Source organism: Microbacterium sp. AG238 (assembly GCF_003610405.1).
GTDB lineage: Bacteria > Actinomycetota > Actinomycetes > Actinomycetales > Microbacteriaceae > Microbacterium.
Map to the genome: position 1 here is coordinate 1268300 of NZ_RAQC01000001.1, position 15675 is coordinate 1283974.

The window sequence follows — 15675 nt, forward strand, 5'->3', positions numbered from 1 at the left end:
ATGACCACAGCCGTCGCCAGCACCGCCCCTCCATCCCGCATCATGACGTGGGTGCGCCCGCTCGGGGCCCTCACCCAGCTCGCCGCCCTCGGCTTCGCCGGCAGCGCCGCGTTCACGGTGATCCTGACGCTCATGGGTGTCGGCATCGGCCTCACCCCGGCACTGGGCCTCGGGCTCCCGGTGCTCGTGGGCTTCGTCTATGCGCTCTGGCTCACCGGCTGGCTCGAGTACGCCCGCGTCGACGGCCTGTACGGATGGGGCCTCCCCGCGCTCTCGCCGCGCAGCAGCGGCCGGCCCGGGTTCGGCGGATGGCTGCGCACCGTCTGGATGCAGTTCAGCGACGGGCGGATGTGGCGCGGTGTCGCCCACGCCGCGATCTCGACGGTGCTGGGCCTGATCGTGCTGAGTCTCGCAGGCCTGCTCGCCTCGGGCATCGCGCTTCTCTTCGCGCCGCTGTACGCGACCCGCGACGTCACGCTCGCGGCGACATGGATCACCGTCCCGCTCGAGGGCGCCGTCGTGGCCGGAGTGCTGATGATCATCGTCCCCGCGGCTGTGCTCCTGGGCATCGCGCTGCTGCACGGGATCCTCGCGAAGTCGATCCTCGTCCCCTCCCGCGAGGCCCAGCTCGTCGAGGCCGCCCGCACCGCAGGCGTGCAGCGCGAGGGCGCGGTCCGCGCCGGGGAGCTGGAGCGCACCCGTATCGAGCGCGACCTGCACGACGGCGTCCAGCCGCGTCTCGTCTCGGTCGGGATGACGCTGGGGCTCGCCCAGCAGAAGATCGACGACGATCCGGATGCCGCCAAGGAACTGCTCGCCGAGGCGCACACCTCGACGAAGGCAGCCATCACCGAACTGCGTCAGCTCGCACGCGGTATCCACGCCTCGGTGCTCGACGATCGCGGGCTCGACGCGGCACTGTCGGCCCTCGCCGCCCGCTCGCACGTGCCCGTCAGCCTCGACGTGCGCGTCGACCAGCGGTGCAGCCGCACCGCCGAGGCCGCGGTGTACTTCGCGATCGCGGAGTCACTCACCAACGCGGCCAAGCATTCGCGGGCCGGGGAATGCCGCGTGGTGGTCCGCCACCGCGACGATCACACCCTCTGGGCACGGGTCGAGGACAACGGCGTCGGCGGGGCCCGGGTCATCGCCGGCGGCGGGCTCGACGGGATCATCAACCGCATCACCGCCGCGGGCGGCACGACACGCCTCGACAGCCCGGCCGGCGGACCGACCGCTCTGGAGGTGAGCGTCCCGTGCGCATCCTGATCTGCGAGGACTCGACGCTGCTGCGCGAGGGGATCGTCCGGCTGCTGGCCGACTCGGGCCACGAGGTCGTCGCGGCCCTCCCCGATGCCGACGGCATCTCGGCCGCCGTCGCCGAGACCGGTCCCGACCTCTGCATCCTCGACGTCCGACTGCCCCCGACGTTCACCGATGAGGGCATCCGCGCCGCCCTCGCCCTGCGCGCCGAGAACCCCCGACTGCCGATCCTCGTCCTGAGCCAGTACGTCGAGGAGCGCTACGCCAGCGAGCTCATCACCTCGCAGGGTGCGGCCCTCGGGTACCTCTTGAAAGACCGCGTGGCCGACGTCGGCGAGTTCCTCGCGACGATCGAACGCATCGGTTCGGGAGCCACCGTGCTCGATCCCGAGGTGGTCGCTCAGCTGCTCATGCGCCGATCGCGAGACGAGCGGATGTCGCGGCTCACCGAACGCGAGCGCACGGTGCTCTCGCTCATCGCCGAGGGGCGCAGCAACCAGGCGATCGCCGCCGCGATGTTCCTCAGCGAGGCGAGCGTCGAGAAGTACATCACCTCGCTCTTCCAGAAGCTCGACCTCGAGCAGGACGAGCACGGCAACCGCCGCGTGCTCGCCGCGCTCGTCCACCTCGAACACGGCGGCACGCAGCCGCAGAACGGAGCAGTGCGATGAGCACGACCCTGACCCCGCCCCCCGCTACGCCGCCCGGGGCCCCCGTCGAGCCTCCGACGACGGGAGGCACGCCCCCGACCGGCCCGACGTCGGCGCCGTCGTCGGCAGCCCGCGTGATCGCGGGACTGACGATCGCCGCGGGCGCCGGCCTCCTCCTGTTCACCGCCGGAACCAGCGTCATGTCGACCATCATCAGCGGCGGCGCCGCGACCTCGACGATCTCGGCGCCGACGGCGGGTGTGAGCATGCTCGAGATGGATGCCGCCGCGGCAGACGTCGAGGTCTCATTCGGCGATGTCGACGAGGCGACCCTCACGGTCACGGGCACGGGAGGCGCCGAGGCGTGGGAGCTCGCCCGCGAGGGCGACCGGCTCACGGTCGACTCCGACCGCGACTGGTGGAGCGGATGGCGCCTGTGGGGCGGCTCGTCACGAGCGACCCTCGTGCTGCCTGCCGACCTCGCGGGGATCGACGCCCAGCTGAGCGTGGGGGCGGGAGCCCTGCGCGCGGACGGTGAGTTCGGCGCCCTCGCGCTGCGTGCCGACGCGGGATCGATCGATGCGGCAGGGACGGCGACGAGCCTCGATGCCCGGGTGTCGGCCGGACGCGTCTCGGTCGAGCTCGACGGTGTGCGTGAAGCGACGGTCGACGTCAGCGCCGGTCGCATGTCGGGTGCCCTCGCCGGAACAGCGCCGACGTCGGTGACGATCGCCGCCGAGGCGGGCGGCGTCGATCTCGCCCTCCCCCGCGGCGGCTACGCGGTCAGCTCGACACAGGAGGCGGGCTCGTTCGTCAACGGGCTCACCGAGGACCCCTCGTCCCGCAACCGGGTCGAGGTCCGGGTCTCGGCGGGCTCGGTCGTCTTGCGCGAGGGGCGCTGACGGCCCGCGGGGCGATCCTGAACGATCGCTATGCAGCATTGATGAGAACGACTCAGCCGTTGCATCCCGTTACCTGGCCGTTATAACTTCGAGGCACGCAGTTCCCCCCAACTGCGCGGTGTGATCTCTGGTGCAAGGGATGACAGGGCCGGTCGACGATTCTGAGTCGGCCGGCCCTTCTCACGTCCGCGGGGTGCTCCCGCCGGTCGTAGGCTGGCCCGGTGCGAGCGTTCACCGGTCATCTTCCCGGGTCGCCCGCTTACCGCCGGCTCATCGCCGGGTTGTTCTTCGCCGGCGTCGCGACCTTCGCGCAGTTGTACTCGCCGCAGGCGGTCCTCCCCTTCATCGGCTCGGAGTTCGCGGTCGAACCCGCCACAGCCGCGCTGGCGGTCTCGGTCTCAACTCTCGGTCTCGCCGTCGGTGTCATCCCCTGGTCGGTCGTGGCCGACCGCATCGGGCGCGTGCCCGCGATGGCGATCGGAGTGATCGCCGCGACGGTCCTGGGCCTGCTCGCCCCGCTCGCTCCGACACTGCCCCTGTTACTCGGCGCCCGACTGCTCGAGGGCGCGGCGCTCGGCGCCGTGCCGGCCATCGCCCTGGCGTATCTGTCGGAAGAGGTCGACGCCGCCCACACCGCGACAGCGGCGGGCAGCTACATCGCCGGTACCACGATCGGCGGGCTGCTCGGAAGGCTGGTCGCGGGTCCCTTCGGCGACGTCGGTCTGTGGCGGGGCGGGGTGTTCGCCGTCGCGGCGGTGTGTGCCGCGTCGGCCGTGCTCTTCCTGTGGCTCACGCCACCGGCTCGCGGTTTCGCGCCGCAGCGTAGGACCGGCGCGACGGGCCCGTCACTGGTCGCCCGACTCACGACGAACCTGCGCGACCGCCGCCAGCTCGCTCTGTACGCTCAGGGGTTCCTCCTCATGGGCGGCTTCGTCGCCGTGTACAACTACCTCGGGTTCCACCTCGTCGCGCCGCCGTACTCGTTGCCGTTGTGGGTGGTGAGCTTCCTCTTCCTCGCCTACCTCGCCGGCACCGTCGCTTCGCCCTGGGCCGGGTCGCTCGCGGCACGGTACGGCCGCCTGGCGGTACTGCTCGCCGCGCTGGCGGTCATGGCGATCGGCATCGTCGTGACCGCGGTGCCTCACGTCATCGCGGTACTGGTGGGGCTGCTAATCCTGACGGCGGGCTTCTTCGGCGCGCATGCGATCGCGTCGGGCTGGGCTCCCGCGGCGGCGAGGCCGGAGACCCGGGCTCAGGCCGCATCGCTGTACTACCTCGGGTACTACGGCGGCTCGAGTCTGTTCGGATGGCTCCTGGGCTATGCCTTCCACGATCTCGGGTGGGTCGGTGTCGCCGGATGCACCCTCGCGATGGTCGCGATCGCAGCGCTGCTCGCGGTGTTCGGGCTCACGGCGCCGCGTCGCTCTGCCTGACCGCCGGCGCCACACCCGACGACCGGGCGACCTCGCTGGAATCCGCACCCCCGGGTGCCGCGGGCTCGGACGGCGGCGCCTCGGCGTACGCCCGGCTCAGCCGCCGGTACTGCGGCGAGGCGAAGGCGAGGAGCACGATGACGAGCATGAGGGCGCTCGCGGCGACGAAGGCCAGGGCGATGCCCCGCGCCTCGCCCCCGCCGAGCAACCAGCCGAAGGTGCGCTCACCGGTATCCGTACGCATGAAGGGGATGAGGCCGAACTGCGCGAGCGGCCCGATCAGATACGCCGAAATCGGCGACGCCGCCGACTCGACCGACGCCGCGAAGCCGAAGACCCTCCCCTGGGTATGGAACGGCACGACGCGCTGGATGACGGTCTGCTCGGCAGCCTCGGCCACGGGCATGAGCATCATGAAGACGAAGATCCCGAGTGCGTAGAGCCACCACCACTCGCGGATTGCGAAGGTCATGCCCAGCACGGCGACGCCCACGTTGACGAGAAGCAGCGTACGCACGGGGTTGCGTCCGAGTCCGCGCGCAGCGACGAGGGCGCCGCCGAGGATGAAGCCGGTGCCGGTGACCGCGAGCACGATGCCCCACGCCTCCACAGTGAAGAGCGTCAGCCCGTAGGGATCCATGAGCGCCATGAAGACCCCGCCCACGAGGTTGTTGATGGTGGTGAACAGGATCAGTGCCAGCAGGCCCGGCACGGCGCGGATCGCCGGGATCACACCGCGGAACGTGAAGGCCGGTGTGGCGGCATCGTGAGCCGCGGCGACGCCGCGCTCGGGGATCGACACGAACATCAGATGGCCGAGGGCGAGCGCCGTCGCGGTGACCGCGATCACGACCGTCCATCCCATTCCGAGCAGGCCGATCGAGAGGCCGGAGAAGACGCTCGTGACGATGAACGCCACGCCTTGCACGGTTCCGACCAGGCCGTTCGCCCGGTCGCGGCGGTCGCCCGGCACGAGAAGCGTCACGGTGGTCGACAGCGCGATGTTGCGCAGGTTCTCGACCACTCCCCCGATGAGGATCAGCCCCGCGAAGATCCAGAACCAGGGCCGGCCCCAATCGACGAGGACCGCCTCGGGGAACAGCAGATAGACCGCACCGGCACCGAGATAGGTCGCGAGGGTGATGAGGCTCGAGAGCACCATCACCGCCTTCTTCTTCAGGTGGTCGACAAGGGCCCCGAAGACCACCCCGAACACGGCGACGAGCAGCATGTACGAGCCGCCGATGATGGATGTCGCCAGGACGTTCTCCGTCGCGAGGTAGGCCCAGAACGTCAGGGCGAACCAGAGGAAGCTCGAGGTCACGTTCGCGAGCAGAGTATTGCCGAGCACCTGGTGGAACGCGCGCATGCGCGAGGACTCCAGTGCGCTGAGCGGGGCGGTCATGGGACGAACAGTAGACCCGGTCGCCGACACGGAGAAGAACGGGTTTCGGGTGGCTCGTCAGGCTCGCAGCGCGGGGTCGGCGAGCGACCACTTTTGGGCCGTCTGCATCATCCAGAACACGAGGAACAGCGCCAGGGCGACGAGCTCTCCGGCCAGCACGACGGGGAGGTCGAAGAGCATCGCCGACACGGCGGTCGCGGCGAGGTCGAGCAGCAGCGCGACCGCGACGACGATGTACCCGATCCGCGTCCGCCGCGCGGGTGGGTGCGTATCGGAGGGCCGCAGCGCCTCGGCGAGCGCAACGAGGGCGATGAGGATGAAGAAGCCGAACGCCGCGACGGCGTGACCGTAGCGGACGAGCTGGTCGGGCGCGAGAGTCCAGACGAGGGTCGTGGCCGCCAGCACCGCGGCCGCCAGAGCGAGGGTCGGACCGGTGTCGCGGAGGGCGATGTCGCCCCGCCGGGCCAGCACGAGCCCGATCGCGAGCACGGCAGCGCCGATCGCGAGGTACGTCGCCACGGCGTTGTCGAGGTCGTCCGTGAACCCGACGGGAACGCACGGGGCGGCGCAGTCGACGACGACGCCGGGCACCTCACCGGGCGAGACCGGCGTGGGGATGATGGCGATGAGCGGGGCCAGGAGCGCCGCGACATCCAACAGCACGCGTTGCGGGCCCCGCCCGGAGAGCGCGAGCAGGCAGGCCGCGGCGGTGACCAGGGCGGCGGAGAAGACGGTGCGGGCCGAGGAATAGAAGTAATGGCTGACGCTGGGGAGCACTCCCGCGTCGGGGATCGCGAAGAGCACCGCGAGCATGATCGCGATCGGCGCACCCGCGAGGGTCAGGCGCAGATAGCGGTAGGTGCGCTGCGAAGTCGAGACGGCCGGCACGACGCCAGGCTAACGGCGGGGTCGGACGCACCGCATCCGCCCCGCGGCAGCGTCGCTGCGGCGGAGCGGATGCGGGCATGCCTCATGTCAGGAGACGGCGGCGATCTCGTTCGGCACGTGCGGCAGCGTCACCGTCTGCACGATCTCACCCGTCGTGAGATCGACCGCGATGAGCTCGCTGTCGGCCGGATCGGTGATGTAGGCGATGTCTCCCGCGACCTTGACCGCCGGGTGCGGAGCCTGCCACTCGGCCGGCCCTTCCCACGGGTCGACGACGGGCAGCGACTTCGTGACACCGCCGGTGGCGGGATCGATCCAGTGCAGCGATCCGTCGGTGCCGATCAGCACGGCCTCGGCGGACGGCCCGCGCGCGATGCCGCGGAAGGTGTACTCGACGCCGGCGGGCAGCGCGACCTTGGTCAGCGACTTCGCCTCGGTGTCGACGAGAGCGATGTTGCGCAACAGGTAGCCCTCGGCGTCGGGGTCGTCCTTGTAGTCCATGACGACGAGCGGGCTGTCCTCGGCGACGAAGGCGTTGCCGATCCGGCCATAGGAGTCGGGCGAGGTGACCTTGGTGATCTCGCCGCCGTCGTAGATGATCGCGCCGTTCTCGCATCCGAACACGACGCGCTCCTCCTCGGCGGTGCCCTCACCGTGGACGCCCGGGCAGTCGGCGTTCGAGGCGATCTCGGCGCGATTCGCGTCGAGCACGCGGATGCCGGTGCGCCCGGCCTCGCCGCCGACGGTGGTCAGCAGCGTGCCGTCCTCGAGCTCGACCGAGACACCGTGGTGCGCCTCGACGCCGGGGATCACCTCGGCGTCGGGCAGCGTGCCGTCGAGCTGAGCGAGGTCGGCGGTGTCGAAGATCGTCGTATCGCTCGTCGCGTCGTCGTAGAGCACGGTCTTGCCGCCGTGGACGACGACGTGGCCGGCGGCGGCCGCCGGGACGACGAGGTCGGTGAGTTCGGGCTGCTGGACGTCGAGCAGCTGGAAGCCCTCCGACGTCGTGACCATGACGTGGCGGCCGTCACCGGCCGCATTGAGTCGGATGAAGTCCTCCGAATCGAAGTCTCCGATCACCTCGAGCTCGTCGCCGCCGAGCACGAGCACACCGCCTTCGTAGCCGAGCGCGACCCGGGGACCGGCGGGGACGGATGCCTCGGTCGACGCGTCGCCGGACGGGCCGGATGCCGGGGACGGTGAGGACGAGCATCCCGCCAGCACCAGGGCTGCGGCGCCGGCGAGGGCACCGAACTGCAGGGTTCTCTTCATGGGGTGGGTTTCCTTTCCAGGGAAATGCCTCATCGGGTGAGGCCGTCGGTGATGCGCTGGAGGTTCTGGCGCATCATGTCGAGGTAGGTGTCGCCGGGCTGCCCCTCCGGCGCGAGCGACTCGGTCAGCAACGGCACGACCGACACATCGCGCCCGGCCTCATCGGCGAGGACGCGCATGAGCCGGTCGGGCTGCGACGAGTCGGCGAAGATCGTGCGGACCCCGGCCGAGTCGATCGCGTCGACGAGGTCCTGCAGGTCGGAGGCGCTGGGGGCCGCGAGCGTCGTGCCGCCCGGCACGGCCGCGCCGAGGATGCGCACGTCGTAGCGGCGCGCGAGGTAGCCGAACACGTGGTGGTTGGTGACGAGGGCCCGGTGCTCGGCGGGGATGGACTCCAGGCCGGTGGCCATCTCGGAATCCACCGCCTCGAGTTCCGAGACGTACGCGTCGGCGGCATCCGTCACGGCCCGTCCGCCGTCGCCGGCGAGGTCGGCGAGGACCGGGGCGAGTGCGTCGACGACGCGGGCGGTCTGGGTCGGATCGGTCCAGAAGTGCGGGTCGACCGCGTCGGAGTCGAGGTAGCCGAGGGCCTCGACGTGGTCGCCCGCGACGAACTGAGCCACACCGTCGGCGGCGGACGCGTCGACATGATGCTGCACGCCCTCTTCGAGCCCGAGCCCGTTCGAGACCACCAGATCGGCACTGCGCATCGTCGCCGCGTCCTGAGCCGACAGCTCGAACGAGTGCGGATCGGCGTCACGCGGCATGAAGGTGACGACGTCGAGCTCGTGGCCGGCGAGGTTCTGCACGATGTCGCCCAGGATGTTGGTCGTCACGACCACGGTCGGACGGTCGCTTCCGCCCGCCGAGCAGCCCGCGAGCGAGACGATTCCGGCGACGACGAGACCGAGAGCCAGCGTCACCCGCCTCATCGGCCCGTCTCCGCGAAGAAAGCGGGCGCATGCTCAGTCGTGAAGCTCCGGGCCACCCGCCCGCCGTCGGCGGGATCGATTTCGAAGAGCGTTCGCTCGGCGGGCCCGTTGAGGTAGGTGCGCCGCTGATCCGCGACGAGGTCGACACCGGCGGCGAGCGCCGGGTCGGCGAGGGATGCCGCCACCAGCGGCTCCGTGCGGGAGAGCTGCTCCCCCGTCGTGCCCGAGATGACGATCACCGAGCCGTCTGCGGCGAGCGCGACGACGGTCTCGTCGGCGTCGTCGACGGCCGTGACGCGGACGATGGGCTCGCCGGCGTCGAAGGACGTCCACGACCGCTCCCGGGTGTCGAGCAGCCAGAACGCCGAGGATTCGGTACGACCGGCCACGGTGGGGCGGCCCTCGCGGTTCGCGAATGACAGGGCGCGGCTCGGCCCGCCCTCGGGGTACGGAATGCGCTCGAGAGACGTCCCCGCGGCATCCGAGACGGCGAGCACGGCACCGTCAGCGCAGCCGACGACGACGCCGACGTTCGTTGCGATAGACCCCGCGGGATCGACGCAGGGCGTGGTGCCGAGTTCGGCCCCCGTCGCGTCGACGCGACGGATCTCGCCCGCGGCCGCATCGCCGATCAGGGCACCTCCGGGGCTCGGCACGACGAAGGAGCCGGGCGCGTCGAGCGTGAGCCGGAAGCTCTCGACGATGTCGCCCTTCTTGAGCGCGTCGAAGTCGAGCAGCACGGCCTCGCCGCCGCGGTCGCCGTCGTCGAAGTACACGCCCACTCCGAGGTCGCTCGTGACGGTGCGCGGGGTGCCGGAGCCGGTCACCTCGCCGAGGAGGCGGGCGGGGGCCTCGTAGTAGTGGAAGTGGTCGATGTGATTCCAGGTCCACACCCCGCTGTCGATGATCGACACCTCGCCCTCACGACCGGCGAACAGGAAGCGCCCCTCGCTGTCGAGCGTGTCGGCCGGGGCGACGTCACCGAGCACCTCGGACTCCTCGTCGATCAGGTCGAGGTGGTAGACGGCACCGTCGGTGCCGATGCTCGTGAGATGCAGAGCGGGCTCGGCGAGTTCGCGCGCCCCGGCGATGGCGCCGTGACCGTCGCCGAGGGCCGAAGCACGGGTATCCGGGGTCGCGGCGGGCGTGCTGGAGGGTGTGGCTTGGCAGCCGGCGAGCAGAGCGGCTCCGGCCGTGAGCGCGATGAGCGAGAGAGGTGCACGAGTTCTCATGCGGTCCTTTCCGGGGTGTTCGGGATGACGGATGCCGGCGCGCGACGTCCGTCGGGGCGGGTGAAGGCACGGGTGATCGCGCGGATGCCGGTTGAGAACGCACCGGAGCAGATCGCGGTGAACGCGACCGTGGCACCCGCGGCGGTGGCGGCATGCCACGAGATGAGCAGGCCCGCGGCGACCGAAAGGATGCCGATCAGTGCGGCGAGGATCATCGTGGGCACGATGCGCCGGGTCCACTGGCCGGCCCCGACGGCGGGGCCGAGCAGCATGCCCACCACGAGCAGCGACCCGACGGCCTGATACGCCGAGACGACGGCCAGCGTGACGAGTCCGACGAGCACGATGTGCGCGGCGCGGGGGTGGAGGCCCAGCAGCTGCGCCTGACGCGGGTCGACGGTCAGCGCGACGAAAGAGCGATGCCCGAGGGCGGCGACGACGACGGTGACGAGGAGTGCGACGGCGAGCGCAACGAGTTCGGACGAGCCGATCGCGAGGATGTCGCCGAAGAGGATCGCCGAGGCATCCGTCGCGAAGCTCCGCGACGCCGAGATGACGATGATGCCGAGCGAGAGGCTCGCGACGAACAGCAACCCGATGCTCGTGTCGGCGGAGAGCCTGCCGCGGCGTTGCAGGGCACCGACGCCGAGCGACATCACCGCGGCGCTGAGGGCGGCACCGGCCATCGGCGGAAATCCCGTGAGGGTCGCGACGGCGACACCCGGAAGCATGCCGTGCGCCATCGCCTCGCCGAGGAAGGCCATGCCGCGCAACACGACCCAGGTGCCGACGATGCCGCACACGATCGCGACGAGGGCGCCGCCGAGCAGCGCACGCTGGACGAACGTGACGGCGAGGGGGTCGAGGAGGAAGGACACGATCGACGACGATACATGAAAGTGAGAACGATTTTCATTTGCAATACTGGGGCGATGCCCAGCTCGACCGCTTCTCCCGATCGCCGCCCCGTCGTCGAACTGCGCGAGGTGACAGTCGTCTTCGATGGCCACCTCGCCCTCCGCGGGGTCGACCTCGACATCTCGGGCGGCGAGGTCCTCGCGGTGGTGGGCGCCAACGGCTCGGGGAAGTCGACACTGGTCGCGGTCGCTGCGGGCCTCCTGTCGCCCACCTCGGGAACACTCCGCCGCGAGCCCGGCATCCGCGTGGGTCTCGTGCCGCAGACCTCGAACGACGGCGCCCGCCTCCCCCTCACCGTGAGCGACCTGGTCGCGATGGGCCGCTGGCGCGAACGCGGCCCGTTCCTGCCGCTGCGGCGGAGCGATCGGGCACGCATCGCGGACGCGATCGAGACCGTTGGGCTGACCTCGCTCGCCCGACGTCCACTCGGCCTGCTGTCGGGCGGCCAGCGCCAGCGAGCACACATCGCGCAGGCTCTCGCACAGGAGGCCGACCTGCTGCTGCTCGACGAGCCGATGAGCGGGCTCGACGCGGCATCCCGTGAGGCCGTGGCATCCGCCCTCGCTGTCGCGGCGCGCGCCGGCGCAGCCGTCGTCGCCGTCACACACGATCTGGCCGAGCTCGGCGAGGTCGACGCGATCTGCCGACTCGTCGACGGGCGGGTCGTCGAGGGTTCTCCCGCCGCGCCGCGTGGACGAGGACGCGGCACCGGGGCTACCGTGAGAGCGTGACCGCTGCTCCCATCGATGCCACCACCACCGCCGCCTGGACCGACCTCGAGTCGCTGAAGAACGGCTTCACCCCCGACCTCCGCGGCTGGTTCGACAGCGACCCGCGCCGCGTCGAGCGCCTGAGCCTGCCGCTGGCCGATCTGCACGTCGACCTGTCGAAGAACCTCGTCACCGACGAGATCGTCGCAGCCCTCGTGCGCCTGGCCGAGCAGACCGGCGTCGCCGAGCGCTACGCCGCCATGGTCTCGGGTGCGCACATCAACACCAGCGAAGACCGCGCCGTGCTCCACACGGCGCTGCGCCGCCCCGCGGGCGCCTCACCCGAGCTCGTCGTCGACGGGCAGCACATCGACGCCGACGTCCAGGCGGTGCTCGAGAAGATGTCGGCCTTCGCCGACCGGGTTCGTTCGGGCGAATGGACCGGTATCACCGGCAAGAAGGTGACCCACGTCGTCAACATCGGCATCGGCGGGTCCGACCTCGGGCCGGTCATGATCTCCGAGGCGCTGCGCCCCTATGCGACGGCCGGCATCCAGGCGCGATTCGTGTCGAACATCGACCCGTTCGACATCGCGGACAAGACCGCCGACCTCGACCCCGAGACGACGCTGTTCATCGTCGCGTCGAAGACCTTCACCACTCTCGAGACCCTGACCAACGCGCGTCTCGCACGCGACTGGCTGTGGGCGGGCCTGCAGGAGGCCGGTGCGATCGACGACAGCGAGGCGAAGAAGACCGATGCCGTCGCGCACCACTTCGTCGCCGTCTCCACCGCGCTCGACAAGGTCGAGGCCTTCGGCATCGACCCCGCCAACGCGTTCGGTTTCTGGGACTGGGTGGGCGGCCGCTACTCCGTCGACTCGGCGATCGGCCTGTCGCTCGTGATCGAGCTCGGACCCGACGCGTTCCGCGACCTGCTCGCCGGATTCCACGCGGTCGACGAGCACGTGGCATCCACCCCGCTCGAGAAGAACGTGCCCGTCCTCATGGGGCTGCTCAACGTCTGGTACACCAACTTCCTCGGCGCGCAGACGCACGCGGTGCTCCCGTACGCGCAGCAGCTGCACCGCTTCGCCGCCTACCTGCAGCAGCTCACCATGGAGTCCAACGGCAAGTCGGTGCGGTGGGACGGCAGCCCCGTCACCTCCGACACCGGTGAGGTGTTCTGGGGAGAACCCGGCACGAATGGCCAGCACGCCTTCTACCAGCTGATCCACCAGGGCACGCGGCTCATCCCGGCCGACTTCATCGCCTTCGTCAACCCCGCCCACCCGCTCACCGACGGCGGCCGCGACGTGCACGGACTGTTCCTGGCGAACTTCCTCGCGCAGACCAAGGCACTCGCGTTCGGCAAGACCGCCGAGGAGGTCGAGGCCGAGGGCACGACCGGTGCGCTCGTGGCCGCCCGCACGTTCGCGGGGAACCGCCCGACGACGTCGATCTTCGCGCCCGCCCTGACCCCGAAGGTGCTCGGCGAGCTCATCGCGCTCTACGAGCACATCACCTTCACACAGGGCACGATCTGGGGCATCAACTCGTTCGACCAGTGGGGCGTCGAGCTCGGAAAGCAGCTCGCCCTGCAGATCGCACCCGCGATCGAAGGCGACGCCGATGCGCTCGCCGCGCAGGACGCCTCGACCCAGGCCCTCCTCGCCTACTACCGGTCGCACCGCCGCTCCTAACCCCCGCCCCCCCTCTCGTCGACTCGCCACGAAAAGCGGATGCCGGCACCCCGGCATCCGCCATTTCTGGCGAGTCGACGGGTAGGACGTGGGTCAGTCGGGGGCGGTCAGGGTGTGCATACGCTCACCGGCGGCGTTGAAGATGCTGATCACCTCGGCGGGGCGCGCGCCGACCGCGCTGATGGAGTGAGGGGTGCGCGTGTCGAACTCCGCCGCCTCGCCCCGTGACAGCGTGAGCTCCTGGTCTCCGAGGACGAGACGGACGCGCCCGCTCAGCACGTAGAACCATTCGAATCCGTCGTGGACCCGCGGCGCCGGCGCCGTATCCGAGGGCGGATAGGTCACCTTGTAGGTCTGGACGGGCGAACTCTCCCGCGTCAGCGGCGCGATCACGTGGCCGTGCCTGGTCGTCGCCGGCCGCCGGACGCGCGGGTCGGGATGCTCGGCGGGCACGAGGTCGTCGATGCGGATGCCGAGCTGCCGCGTGAGAGGAACGAGCAGCTCGAGGTTCGCCTGCCGCTTGCCCGACTCGAGGCGCGAGAGGGTGCTCGTCGACATCCCTGCCCGCCCGGCGAGGTCGTCGAGGGTCAATCCGCGGTCCTGCCGCGCAGCGCGCAGGCGCGGTCCGATCTGGTCGAGTCCGGTCATCCGTCTAGTTTGCCATTTTCGCAAACATGTTTGCTGAGGGTCGTCGACCGGGCGGATGCTGGTCGGCATGCAGAACTTCGATCATGACGTTGTCATCGTCGGTGCCGGGCCCGCGGGTCTCAGCGCCGCGCAGATGCTCGGGCGCGCCCGCCGCCGCACGCTCGTTGTCGACTCCGACAGCCCGCGCAACCGATTCGCCGAGCACATGCACGCCGTCGTGGGCTTCGACGGCACCGCGCCGGCGGAGCTGCGGCGACGCGGTCGCGACGAAGCGGGAGCGTACGGCGTCGGCTTCCGCACCGCGCGCGTCGAGCGGGTCGGCGAGATCGACGGCGGCCTCGAGGTCGTGCTCGCGGGCGATGAGCGCCTCACGACACGCGCACTCCTGATCGCCACCGGGGTCACCGACCGCCTGCCCGACATCCCGGGCCTCGCCGAGCGATGGGGCCGGACCGTGCTCCATTGCCCCTACTGCCACGGCTGGGAGGTGCGCGATCGGCTCATCGGCGTGCTGGCGACATCGCCGATGAGCCTGCACCAGATCGAACTGCTCCGGCAGTGGAGCCCCGACGTCGTGGCCTTCACCGCCGCGGCGGGCGAGCTCAGCGACGACGTCCGGGAGCGGCTTCGCGCCCGCGGCATCCGCACCGTCGCCTCACCCGTGGTGGCCGTGACCGGCCCGGACGACGCGGCAGAGGAGGCCGACGGCGGTGCCATCGGCGCCGTCCTGACCGCCGACGGACAGCGCGTCGCGATCGACGCGATCTTCACCGGCGGGCTGCTCGAACCCCAAGACGGCTTCGTCGCCGAGCTCGACCTCGCACGCACCGACGGACCGGTCGGCTCGTTCATCGCCGTCGACGCGGCGGGAGCCACGAGCCACCCCCTCGTGTGGGCTGCCGGCAACGTGGCGGCGCCGATGGCGAACGTCCCCCTCTCGATGGGCGCCGGATCGATGGCCGGCGCGGCGATCAACGGCGCTCTGGTCGCCCGCGACGCCGCGGCAGCGGTCGAGCGTCGCCGCGGCCACGCCGCCGACTGGGAGGCCCGCTACGCCGAGACCGACCGGGCCTGGTCGGGCCGGGTCAACGAGACGACCTCGACCGTGATCGCGGAGCTCGAGGCGGCGGGCTCACTCACACCGACGACCGCGCTCGACCTCGGCTGCGGCGAGGGCGGCGATGCGCTGTGGCTCGCGTCGCGCGGGTGGTCGGTGACCGGTGTCGACCTGTCGCCGACCGCGGTCGCACGCGCCCGCGCCGCCGCCCGCGAGGCTCAGCTCGAGGCGACGTTCGTCGCGGGCGAGATCGACGCCGCGGAGCTCGGGGAGTTCGACCTGGTGACGACGAGCTTCCTGCACTCGTGGGATCCGGGGTTCTCCCGTATCCCGCTTCTGCGCGCGGCCCTTCGCCACGTCGCTCCCGGCGGCCGGCTCCTCGTGGTGTCGCATGTCGGCGGTCCGCCCGCCGAACCGGAATCCTCGGTCGCGCACGAGCATCCGGCGCTCGCGACGCCCGCGGAGGAACGCGCCGCACTCGACCTCGATCCGGCCGAGTGGGTCGTCGAGCGCGAGGAGATCCGCGAGCGCCCAGCCCGCGCCGAATCCTCCCCCGCAGCATCCGCCCCCGCGCATCTGCTGGACGGCGTCCTCCTGCTCCGCCGCCTCCCCTGACCCGCCGACAAAAACGTCGACTCGCCAGAATCTGCGGATGCCGGAGG

At 71.2% G+C, this 15675-nt stretch carries 14 protein-coding genes; 7 read left to right on the forward strand and 7 right to left on the reverse strand.

Translation table 11 applies throughout. The annotated features are described in order from the left end of the window. The 4 genes from DEU36_RS06040 to DEU36_RS06055 all read left to right on the forward strand — a co-directional run bounded on the left by DEU36_RS06040 (window position 1) and on the right by DEU36_RS06055 (window position 4248). Entirely contained in the window at window positions 1-1269 is a 1269-nt protein-coding gene (locus DEU36_RS06040) for a histidine kinase (protein ID WP_120263360.1), read from the forward strand. Then, on the forward strand, window positions 1257-1934 hold the full coding sequence (locus DEU36_RS06045; RefSeq protein WP_120263361.1) for a response regulator transcription factor: 678 nt from the start codon (window positions 1257-1259) through the stop codon (window positions 1932-1934). The genes DEU36_RS06040 and DEU36_RS06045 overlap by 13 nt, the downstream gene beginning before the upstream one ends. Beyond that, on the forward strand, window positions 1931-2815 hold the full coding sequence (locus tag DEU36_RS06050) for a hypothetical protein (protein ID WP_120263362.1): 885 nt from the start codon (window positions 1931-1933) through the stop codon (window positions 2813-2815). Before DEU36_RS06045 ends, DEU36_RS06050 begins: the two co-directional genes overlap by 4 nt. A gap of 221 nt (window positions 2816-3036) precedes the next feature. Beyond that, window positions 3037-4248, forward strand: a complete 1212-nt coding sequence (locus DEU36_RS06055) for an MFS transporter (RefSeq protein WP_120263363.1) — start codon at window positions 3037-3039, stop codon at window positions 4246-4248. On the opposite strand, the gene DEU36_RS06060 is transcribed toward DEU36_RS06055, so the two are convergent. From DEU36_RS06060 to aztB, 6 genes are all read right to left on the reverse strand, one after another. Further along, on the reverse strand, window positions 4223-5653 hold the full coding sequence (locus tag DEU36_RS06060; RefSeq protein ID WP_310790728.1) for an MFS transporter: 1431 nt from the start codon (window positions 5651-5653) through the stop codon (window positions 4223-4225). The genes DEU36_RS06055 and DEU36_RS06060 overlap by 26 nt on opposite strands. Before the next feature lie 57 nt (window positions 5654-5710). Next, window positions 5711-6541, reverse strand: coding sequence for a hypothetical protein (locus DEU36_RS06065; RefSeq protein WP_120263364.1), 831 nt, complete (start codon window positions 6539-6541; stop codon window positions 5711-5713). A gap of 87 nt (window positions 6542-6628) precedes the next feature. After that, window positions 6629-7813 carry a zinc metallochaperone AztD gene (aztD, locus tag DEU36_RS06070; protein ID WP_120263365.1) on the reverse strand — a complete coding sequence of 395 codons (1185 nt, stop codon included), beginning with the start codon at window positions 7811-7813 and terminating at the stop codon, window positions 6629-6631. Between the two features lie 29 nt (window positions 7814-7842). Further along, the gene (locus tag DEU36_RS06075; protein ID WP_120263366.1) at window positions 7843-8745 is read right to left on the reverse strand and encodes a metal ABC transporter substrate-binding protein; all 903 of its coding nucleotides are present in this window, start codon (window positions 8743-8745) and stop codon (window positions 7843-7845) included. Next, a complete protein-coding gene (locus tag DEU36_RS06080; protein WP_120263367.1) occupies window positions 8742-9977 on the reverse strand; it encodes a hypothetical protein in 1236 nt (411 codons plus the stop codon). The genes DEU36_RS06075 and DEU36_RS06080 overlap by 4 nt, the downstream gene beginning before the upstream one ends. Continuing rightward, window positions 9974-10855 carry a zinc ABC transporter permease AztB gene (aztB, locus tag DEU36_RS06085; protein WP_120263368.1) on the reverse strand — a complete coding sequence of 294 codons (882 nt, stop codon included), beginning with the start codon at window positions 10853-10855 and terminating at the stop codon, window positions 9974-9976. Before aztB ends, DEU36_RS06080 begins: the two co-directional genes overlap by 4 nt. Window positions 10856-10909: 54 nt before the next feature. On the opposite strand from aztB, the gene aztA reads away from it, so the two are divergent. Then, window positions 10910-11626: a zinc ABC transporter ATP-binding protein AztA gene (gene aztA / locus DEU36_RS06090; protein ID WP_259455234.1), complete on the forward strand. Its 717-nt coding sequence runs from the start codon at window positions 10910-10912 to the stop codon at window positions 11624-11626. Continuing rightward, window positions 11623-13308, forward strand: a complete 1686-nt coding sequence (gene pgi, locus DEU36_RS06095; protein ID WP_120263369.1) for a glucose-6-phosphate isomerase — start codon at window positions 11623-11625, stop codon at window positions 13306-13308. Before aztA ends, pgi begins: the two co-directional genes overlap by 4 nt. A gap of 93 nt (window positions 13309-13401) precedes the next feature. Here the strand turns inward: pgi and DEU36_RS06100 are convergent, their stop codons facing one another. Further along, the gene (locus tag DEU36_RS06100) at window positions 13402-13956 is read right to left on the reverse strand and encodes a helix-turn-helix domain-containing protein (RefSeq protein WP_120263370.1); all 555 of its coding nucleotides are present in this window, start codon (window positions 13954-13956) and stop codon (window positions 13402-13404) included. 67 nt (window positions 13957-14023) lie between these two features. Between DEU36_RS06100 and DEU36_RS06105 the strand changes: the two genes are divergently transcribed. Next, a complete protein-coding gene (locus DEU36_RS06105) occupies window positions 14024-15628 on the forward strand; it encodes an FAD-dependent oxidoreductase (protein WP_120264390.1) in 1605 nt (534 codons plus the stop codon). Window positions 15629-15675: the final 47 nt, after the last annotated feature.